7 protein-coding genes and 1 pseudogene are annotated in these 7958 nt (G+C 70.4%); all 8 read right to left on the bottom strand.

What is annotated here, in order from left to right; genetic code table 11:
- Nucleotides 1-234: 234 nt before the first annotated feature.
- Nucleotides 235-816, bottom strand: coding sequence for an ATP/GTP-binding protein (locus ACH4ZX_RS16670; protein ID WP_029183992.1), 582 nt, complete (start codon nt 814-816; stop codon nt 235-237).
- Nucleotides 797-1378 (bottom strand): DUF742 domain-containing protein, encoded by a 582-nt coding sequence (locus ACH4ZX_RS16665; protein ID WP_398272726.1) that lies wholly within the window; start codon nt 1376-1378, stop codon nt 797-799. Before ACH4ZX_RS16665 ends, ACH4ZX_RS16670 begins: the two co-directional genes overlap by 20 nt.
- Before the next feature lie 94 nt (nt 1379-1472).
- Nucleotides 1473-1886 (bottom strand): roadblock/LC7 domain-containing protein, encoded by a 414-nt coding sequence (locus tag ACH4ZX_RS16660; protein WP_004983065.1) that lies wholly within the window; start codon nt 1884-1886, stop codon nt 1473-1475.
- Between the two features lie 10 nt (nt 1887-1896).
- On the bottom strand, nt 1897-5196 hold the full coding sequence (locus tag ACH4ZX_RS16655) for a nitrate- and nitrite sensing domain-containing protein (RefSeq protein WP_398272724.1): 3300 nt from the start codon (nt 5194-5196) through the stop codon (nt 1897-1899).
- A 377-nt stretch (nt 5197-5573) separates the two neighbouring features.
- The gene (locus ACH4ZX_RS16650) at nt 5574-6149 is read right to left on the bottom strand and encodes an ATP/GTP-binding protein (protein WP_115905688.1); all 576 of its coding nucleotides are present in this window, start codon (nt 6147-6149) and stop codon (nt 5574-5576) included.
- Nucleotides 6130-6525 carry a DUF742 domain-containing protein gene (locus tag ACH4ZX_RS16645; RefSeq protein ID WP_108015325.1) on the bottom strand — a complete coding sequence of 132 codons (396 nt, stop codon included), beginning with the start codon at nt 6523-6525 and terminating at the stop codon, nt 6130-6132. The genes ACH4ZX_RS16650 and ACH4ZX_RS16645 overlap by 20 nt, the downstream gene beginning before the upstream one ends.
- A gap of 110 nt (nt 6526-6635) precedes the next feature.
- Nucleotides 6636-7049, bottom strand: coding sequence for a roadblock/LC7 domain-containing protein (locus ACH4ZX_RS16640; RefSeq protein WP_003973453.1), 414 nt, complete (start codon nt 7047-7049; stop codon nt 6636-6638).
- A 9-nt stretch (nt 7050-7058) separates the two neighbouring features.
- Nucleotides 7059-7958: pseudogene (locus tag ACH4ZX_RS16635) on the bottom strand (hypothetical protein); the annotation flags it as partial.

The following is a 7958-nucleotide window of genomic DNA, read 5'->3' as shown; positions in this document are numbered from 1 at the left end:
AGCTTCCTGGGTCCCTGCGGCCTCCGGTCCTCCCGGATCCTGAAGTCCATTGCCACCCCTGAGCTGGGGTGTTGCAACGACCACTAGAACCTGAGGAAGGAGAGGGGCCCTCCTTCGTGCGTCCGGGGCCGGTCCCGAGCCGTCGGGCCCGCGGGACACCGCCGGAGACGACCACGGGCTGCCGCGGACGGCTCCCGGCCGTCCGCGGCAGCCCGGTGGCCGCACGGTCCGCCGCTACCGCAGGCGGGCCATCAGCGCGTGCTCCACGAGAGTGATCAGCGCCGACTTGGCGTCCGCGCGGTGGCGGGCGTCGGTGGTGATGATCGGGGTGTCGGGGCCGATCTGCAGGGCCTCCCGGACCTCGTCCGGAGAGTACGGCTGGTTGCCGTCGAAGCCGTTCAGGGCGATGACGAAGGGGAGACCCGAGTTCTCGAAGTAGTCGACGGCCGGGAAGCAGTCGGCGAGACGGCGGGTGTCCACCAGGACGATCGCGCCGATCGCGCCGCGCACCAGGTCGTCCCACATGAACCAGAAGCGGTCCTGGCCGGGCGTGCCGAACAGGTACAGGATCAGGTCCTGGTCCAGGGTGATGCGGCCGAAGTCCATGGCGACCGTCGTGGTCGTCTTGTCCCCGGTGTGGGTGAGGTCGTCGATGCCCGCCGACGCGGACGTCATGACGGCCTCTGTGCGCAGCGGGTTGATCTCCGAGACGGCGCCGACGAACGTGGTTTTGCCCACGCCGAAGCCGCCCGCCACCACGATCTTCGCGGAGGTGGTGGAGCGGGAAGGACCGCCGCTAGAGCTTGCGAAGTCCACTGAGCACCCTTTCGAGCAGTGTCACGTCTGGCTGGCCGCCGGCGCTCTCGTCGCCGCCGGGCTGATGGATGGCGACCAGGCCCGCCTCCGCCAAGTCGGCGACGAGGATCCTGGCCACGCCGAGAGGGATCGTCAGGAGCGCCGAGATCTCGGCGACCGACTTGATCTCCCGGCAGAGGTTGCAGATCCGCTGATGCTCGGGCAGTTGGCCCTGCATCTGATGCGGCTGCGCGGTGGTGTGCACCAGCGCCTCGATGGCGAGCTGGTAGCGCGGGCGCGTCCGGCCGCCGGTCATGGCGTACGGACGCACCAACGGATTGGAGGCCCCGCCGGCCGGAGCGGGCTCGGGGGAGCGCCGATGCGGCTGCACGGGCTGGATGCGCGGCGCGGGCGGCTGGTCGTACGGAGACGGCCCGGGGCCCTGTGGGGCGTAGGGCTGCCGCCGGTGGTCCGGTGCGGAGGGGAAGTCGTAACGGTTCGGGTTCTGGGAACCGTCGTTCTGGCCCTGGACAGGACCGTACGACCAGTTGCCCGTATGCGAACCGCCTGGGGGTGTTGCCACTTTCTCCTCCTCCGACTGTGCCGGGCACCCATCCGTGTGGAGCCGCGTCCCGAAACCTTACGGCCACGGGACGCCAAAACACACGGTCTGTCCGTTAGTTGAGCAGGCTCCCCTGGAGCTCCGCACGGAGATCCGGCGTCAGAACCGTTCCTGCTCGGTCCACCAGGAGGGCCATCTCGTACCCGATGAGACCGATGTCCGCCTCCGGATGCGCGAGAACGGCGAGCGACGAACCGTCGGAAATGGACATGATGAAGAGGAATCCCCGCTCCATCTCCACAACCGTCTGGTTCACGCTGCCACCCTCGAAGATGCGGGAGGCGCCTGCCGTCAGAGACGTCAGACCGGAGGCGACGGCCGCGAGCTGGTCGGCGCGGTCGCGGGGGAAGCCTTCGGACATCGCCAGAAGGAGTCCGTCGGCGGAGACCACCACCGTGTGGGACACCCCCGGGGTGTTGTCCACGAAGTTGGTGATCAACCAGTTCAGGTTCTGTGCCGCCTGGCTCATCGGGCTCACACTAACGCTCCTGGTTGTAGGTGCTGTCAGGACCGAAGCCCTGGCCGTTCGTTTCACTGCCTGCCCCGGCGTTGCGTCCGCGCTGGACGCCCCGACGCAGGTTGCTCAGCCTGCCCCGGACGTCCTCCGGGGCACGGGAGACCTGTGGGCCTCCCTGGGGGGTGCTCTCGGCGGCTCCCTCGACCAGGTTGGCCTTGGGTACCCGCCGCGGCAGGCCGGAGGAGGTGACCCCGCCTGCCTTGGGCTTCTTCAGCTGCGCCGCCTGCTGCCAGCGCTCGTCGTTCGCCGAGCGCCAGAAGCCGCCGTCGCCGTTGCTCTGGGAAGCCGGGTCGGAAGCCGGCGCATCCGTGTTCACGGGCCGCGCGTCGTTCGAACCGGCCGCGGTGGATCCGCGGCGGGGAAGCCCGGCGTCGGTCAGCTCGTGGACGGCGGAGGGGGCCGGTCCCGGACGTTCGAAGCCTACGCGGTCGGCCTCGCCCGCGTCAGCGGCCTGCGCAGATTCCGCTTCCGGAGCGTACTGGTCCGGGTAGCCGTTCTGGTAGCCGTCCTGCTGCGGCCAGTCATCCTGGTGGCGCCGCTCTTCGAACGCCGGGAAGGACTCCGGCACGGCCGGGTGGGCGGTGGCGTGCTCGTCCTGGCGGGGCTCCGCATAAGTGGTGTCGGGGTAGCCGCCGTTCACCGGGAAGCCGTCGGAGAAGCTCTCGTTCTGCGGCAGTTGGCCGTTCGGCGCGTAGTACTGCTCGCCGTACGGCGCCTGACGCTGCTCCTCGTACGCCATCGGCTGCTCGTACGTCGGCTGCTGCGGCTGCTCGTACGGTGCCTGCTGCGGCTGTTCGTACGCCGCCTGCTGCTCCGCGTAGCCCTGGCCGTTGTCGTAGGCGGGCTGCGCGTCGAAGGCGTCGGCGTACGCCTGGGCCCGGTCGGCCTCCTGGTCGCCCGGCTGGCCCTGCGTCTGGGCCTCCAGCGCCGCCCGGCGCTCCTCGCGCATCAGCGAGCGGCCGACCGGGTCCAGCTCCCGGATGTCGTCCGGGACCTCCGCGTAGCGGCTGTCGTCGAAACCGAGTTCGGCGGCCGTGCGCAGCGGCTGCTGGCTGAAGTCCTCGCCGCCCGGGAAGTTCTGCTCCGGGATGATCTGCGAGACGGTGAACTCGTTCACGGCCGGCTGCTGTTCGCCGCCGCCGCCGTGGGTGATCGCGTCGGGCAGCATGACCAGCGAGGTGGTGCCTGCCTGCTCCCCGGAGGGGCGCAGCTGGACCCGGATGCCGTGCCGGTCGGAGAGCCGGCCGACCACGAACAGGCCCATGCGCTGGGAGATCGCGGCGTCCACGGTCGGCGGGTTGGCCAGCTTGTGGTTGATGTCCGCGAAGTCCTCGGCGGTCAGGCCGATGCCCTTGTCGTGGATCTCGATCATGACGCGGCCGTCGGGCAGCCGGGTCGCGGTGACGCGGACCTTGGTCTGCGGCGAGGAGAACGTGGTGGCGTTCTCCAGCAGCTCGGCCAGCAGGTGCACGAGGTCGGTGACCGCGCGGCCGTGGATCTCGGCCTCCGGGACGCCGGACAGCTCGATGCGCTCGTACTGCTCCACCTCCGAGGAGGCGGCGCGCAGGACGTCGACCAGCGGCACCGGCTGGTCCCAGCGGCGGCCGGGCTCCTCGCCCGCGAGGACCAGGAGGTTCTCGCCGTTGCGGCGCATACGGGTGGCCAGGTGGTCCAGCTTGAAGAGGTTCTCCAGCTGGTCGGGGTCGGCCTCGTTGTTCTCCAGGTCGGTGATCAGGGTCAGCTGGCCCTCGATCAGCGACTGGTTGCGGCGCGAGAGGTTGGTGAAGATCGCGTTGATGTTGCCCCGCAGCAGGGCCTGCTCGGCGGCGAGCCGGACGGCTTCGCGGTGGACCTGGTCGAAGGCGCGGGCGACCTCGCCGATCTCGTCCCGGGTGGTGATCGGGATGGGCTGGACGCGGGTGTCCACCCGGCCCGGGTCGGTGCGCGAGAGCTGGTCGACCAGCATCGGCAGGCGCTGCTCGGCGATGCCGAACGCGGCGTTGCGCAGCTGGCGCATCGAGCGGCTCATCTGGCGGGCGACCGCGCCGGCCAGGATGAACGCCAGCAGCAGGGCCACCACGACGGCGGCGCCGGTGATGATGGCGTCCCGCTTGGCGGTCGCGGCGATGTCCGAGGCCTCGTTCACGGCCTTGTCCGCCATGTCCGCCTCGATCTGGCGGTACCCCTTGAACTTGAGTGTGTTGACCGCCCACCAGTTCTCCGCCGTGATGCCCTGCTGGGCGAGCGCGGCACGCTCGGTGGCGTCGGTGCTCTGCAGCGTCGCCAGGCCGGTGACCATGGCCGTGGACCCGGAGGGCGGCGGCACATAGGTCTTGCCCTGGGCCTTCGCCTGCGCGGCGGCCTGCTTGGCCATCGCCGCGCCGTCCGCCTTCATTTCGGCCTGGGCGTCGGCGAGGTTCTGGGCGTCCTGCTCGGTACCGCCGCCCTTGTACTCCTCGATGGCGATGCCCTCGAGGTAGGCGTACGAGGACAGCGCGATCCGCTGCTTGGCCAGGTCCTGCGGCTGGGGGCCGGGGTTGATCAGCAGGTGCATGCCGATCGCGCGCTCCAGCGACAGCGCGGACTTGGTGAGCGAGATCGCGTAGACGGTGCGGCCGTAGGAGGTGATGTTGCCGGTGCCCAGGCCCAGCTCGTTGGCGAACTCCAGCAGCGGGTGCGCGACCTTGAGGTAGCCCTCCTCGGTCTGCACGCCCTTGAGCTTGGAGGTGTACGCCACGGCGCGCAGCGACTGCAGGCCGGGCTCCTCGGCACGGAACAGCCGCAGACGGCGCTGCAGGCCCGCCTTCTGCGGCATGTTCTGGGCGGCCTCGTCGAAGGCGTCGGCGGCCTTGTCGGTGGCGGCGCGGGCCTCGGTGACGGTCGCCTTGTCCTCGGGGGTCTGCGCCTTGCCCTTCAGCAGGGGGGCCGCGGTGATGTCGCGCTCGTTGTAGAGGGCGTCGGCGTAGGAGAGGGAGGCGCGTACCAGGCGGGCGGTGGCCTGGGCGTCCTCGGCGTCCTGCCAGGTGTCGATCGAGCTCTTGACCTGGAAGCCGCCCATGACGAGGCCGACCGCCACGGGTATGAGCAGGATCGCGTTCAGCCGGGTCGGCACCCGCCAGTTGCGCGGAGAGAGGCGGCCGCCGCTTGGAGCGGGCGAGGCCGCCGGCTCCGATCCGGGCACAGTGGCGGGCGCCGCTCCGCGCGGCGGCGGGGTGAAGTTGCCCCGCGCCGACGGCTCGGGACCGTTCTTGCTTCGCCTCACTCGACCAACAACCTCTCGGCGGTCGGCACCTACGTTGTGCCGCAGTTTCTCAGAGCCCGTGCCTCATCGACTGATGAGTACGTCGTTGACTATTGGGCAGTTCAGGCATTCCAGCATGTCGACCTGTGGTCTTCCAAACAGTGGAACGAACCGGTTCGCTCCGATGTAAGTCACAGATAAAACGGTCATAAAGAGCGAGCCCCGTCAAATGACGGGGCCGAAGTGGACGCAGCGGCACCGATCGACCGCGACGCGTGGCCGCATCTCCCGATTCCTCTGTCAAACCGTTATGAACACCGGGGCCGACCGTGTCAAAGGCCACAGTCGGCTCCGGGGTTCCTACGACAACTGCGGTAAGCGGCTGCCATTTTGGGGTACTACCGCAGGCGGGCCATCAGCGCGTGCTCGACCAGTGTGATCAGCGCGCTCTTTGCATCCGCACGGTGTCGCGCGTCGGTCGTGATGATCGGGGTGTCCGGCCCGATCTGCAGCGCCTCGCGCACCTCCTCCGGGGCGTAGGGCTGGTGCCCGTCGAAGCCGTTGAGCGCGACGACGAACGGCAGCCCGCTGTTCTCGAAGTAGTCGACGGCCGGGAAGCAGTCGGCCAGGCGCCGGGTGTCCACGAGCACCACCGCGCCGATCGCGCCGCGCACCAGGTCGTCCCACATGAACCAGAAGCGGTCCTGGCCGGGCGTGCCGAACAGGTACAGGATCAGGTCCTGGTCGAGCGTGATGCGGCCGAAGTCCATGGCCACCGTGGTGGTGGTCTTGTCCCCGGTGTGCGTGAGGTCGTCGATGCCCGCCGACGCGGACGTCATGACGGCCTCCGTGCGCAGCGGGTTGATCTCCGAGACGGCGCCGACGAAGGTCGTCTTGCCGACGCCGAAGCCACCCGCCACCACGATCTTGGCGGACGTGGTGGCCCGGCTCGGTTCAGAGCTTGCGAAGTCCACTGAGCACCCTTTCGAGCAGTGTCACGTCGGGCGCACCGGTCGTCTCGTCGCCACCAGGCTGGTGAACGGCGACGAGACCGGCCTCGGCCAGATCCGCGACGAGAATCCGTGCCACGCCCAGCGGCATGGCCAGCAACGCCGACACCTCAGCGACCGACTTCACCTCACGGCACAGGTGGCAGATGCGCTGGTGCTCCGGGAGCAGCCCCATGAGTGCTGCCGGATCGGCCGTGGTGCTGATCAGCGCCTCGATGGCGAGCTGATAACGCGGCCGGGTCCGGCCGCCGGTCATCGCATAGGGACGGACCAGCGGCTGGTCGCCCTCATCCTCGTACGGCTCCGCGTACGGATCATGAGAGGCGGTGGGCGGGGTCATGAATCCTCCGGGCGGGACAGCAAGTCGGTCGGGCTAGCCGTCTGACGGGGCCGGTGGGGGGATCGTGGCGGCCGGACGGTGATCTGGTGAGGAGGGTGGATCTGAGCCGATCAGTGCAGCAGACTGCCCTGCAGTTCGGCGCGCAGGTCCGGCGTGAGGACCGCACCTGCACGGTCGACGAGCAGGGCCATCTCATAGCCGACCAGGCCGATGTCGCACTCGGGGTGCGCGAGCACGGCCAGGGACGAGCCGTCGGAGACGGACATCAGGAAGAGGAACCCGCGTTCCATCTCCACGACCGTCTGCGCCACGTTGCCGCCCTCGAAGATCCGGGACGCCCCGGCGGTCAGCGAGGTGAGCCCGGACGCGACGGCCGCGAGCTGGTCGGCGCGGTCGCGGGGGAAGCCTTCGGACATCGCCAGAAGGAGTCCGTCGGCGGACACGACGACGGTGTGGGACACCCCGGGGGTGTTGTCCACGAAGTTGGTGATCAACCAGTTGAGGTTCTGTGCCGCCTGGCTCATCTGGCTCAACTAACGCTCCTGCTGGTGAGTGGGGCTCGGGAAACTGCCGGTCTGGCCGGTGCCGGCCTGGCGACCCTGCGCGATGCCCCGACGGAGGTTGGTCAGCCGGCCGCGTACGTCGTCAGGCGAACGCGAGACCTGCGGACCGCTTTGGTGCTGTTGCTGCTGAGCCGTGCCCGGGACGAGGTTCGCCCGGGGTACCCGGCGGGGCAGGCCGGAGGTGGTGACGCCGCCCGCGGCCGGCTGCCGTACCCGCTCGGCCTGCCGGACGAGGTCGTCGTTCGGCGAGGTGCGCCAGGCGGCGGTTCCGGGACGCTGGGGGGCCGCCGGGGCCTGCGGCTGCTGCGCGGGCTGGGCGGGCTCGCCCTGTGCCTGCCGGCCGCCGCGGAACCAGTTGGTCTCCAGCGTGTCGTAGAGCGGGGTGCGGCCGTCGCCCGGCCCGGCCGGCGGGAGGGCCTCGGGCTCCTGGCGGCCCGGCTGCTGCGGACGCGGGGGCATCGGCTGGCGCGGGGCGCCGAAGTCGGCGCCGCCGCGGCCGCCGCCCACCTGCGGCCGCTCGAACTGCCCGGTGCCGTGCTGGTCGGGCCGGCCCGGCAACGCGTGCTGTCCGGTGGAGGAGCCGTCGTGGCCCGGCCGCTGGAACTGGCCGGTGGAGCCGTTGTCGTAGGCCTGCGGTATCGCGAACTGGCCCGTGTTGGCGGGGTTGTTCGGGTTGTGCTGGTTGTTCTGGCCGTGCTGGCCGCCCGGGGTGCCGAAGACGTCCGAGCGGACGAAGCCCGCGTTCTGCTGCGGGTTCGCGGCGGGCGCCGGAGGAGCGAAGTCCTGGCGGGCGAACTGGCCGGTGTCCTGCGGGCTGTCGGGTGCCGGGGCGCCGAAGTCCTGGCCCGGGAACTGGCCCGTGTCCTGGCG

The sequence above is a fragment of the Streptomyces sp. NPDC020490 genome (assembly GCF_044335305.1).
In the GTDB taxonomy this organism is placed as follows: domain Bacteria; phylum Actinomycetota; class Actinomycetes; order Streptomycetales; family Streptomycetaceae; genus Streptomyces.
Note: the sequence above shows the minus strand (reverse complement) of the source record. Positions and strands in the feature narration are given on the sequence as shown.

Bases quoted from the DNA above. Each gene is read 5' to 3' on its own strand.
- ACH4ZX_RS16640 (WP_003973453.1), bottom strand. From the start codon at position 7,049: ATGAGCCAGGCGGCACAGAACCTCAACTGGTTGATCACCAACTTCGTG.
- ACH4ZX_RS16645 (WP_108015325.1), bottom strand. From the start codon at position 6,525: ATGACCCCGCCCACCGCCTCTCATGATCCGTACGCGGAGCCGTACGAG.
- ACH4ZX_RS16660 (WP_004983065.1), bottom strand. From the start codon at position 1,886: ATGAGCCAGGCGGCACAGAACCTGAACTGGTTGATCACCAACTTCGTG.